Raw genomic sequence first — 213 nt, 5'->3', positions numbered from 1 at the left:
CTCCCGCGACGGCATGATCGACGCCGCCCACGACCTGTCCGACGGCGGCCTGATCCAGGCCCTCGTCGAGTCCTGCCTGCGCGGCGGGACCGGTGCCCGCCTCGTCGTGCCCGACGCCCTGGATGCGTTCACCTTCCTCTTCTCCGAGTCGGCGGGCCGTGCCGTCGTCGCCGTACCGCGCAGCGAGGAAGTCCGCTTCACCGACATGTGCAC

General features: G+C 71.8%; 1 protein-coding gene. It reads left to right on the top strand.

Translation table 11 applies throughout. The features are described from left to right. Nucleotides 1-213 (top strand): AIR synthase-related protein (locus IG62_RS42885; RefSeq protein ID WP_158795197.1); only part of this gene is annotated, 213 nt, incomplete at both ends.

It is taken from the genome of Streptomyces sp. NRRL S-337, assembly GCF_000720175.1.
Taxonomy (GTDB): Bacteria; Actinomycetota; Actinomycetes; order Streptomycetales; family Streptomycetaceae; genus Streptomyces; species Streptomyces siderophoricus.
Note: the sequence above shows the minus strand (reverse complement) of the source record. Positions and strands in the feature narration are given on the sequence as shown.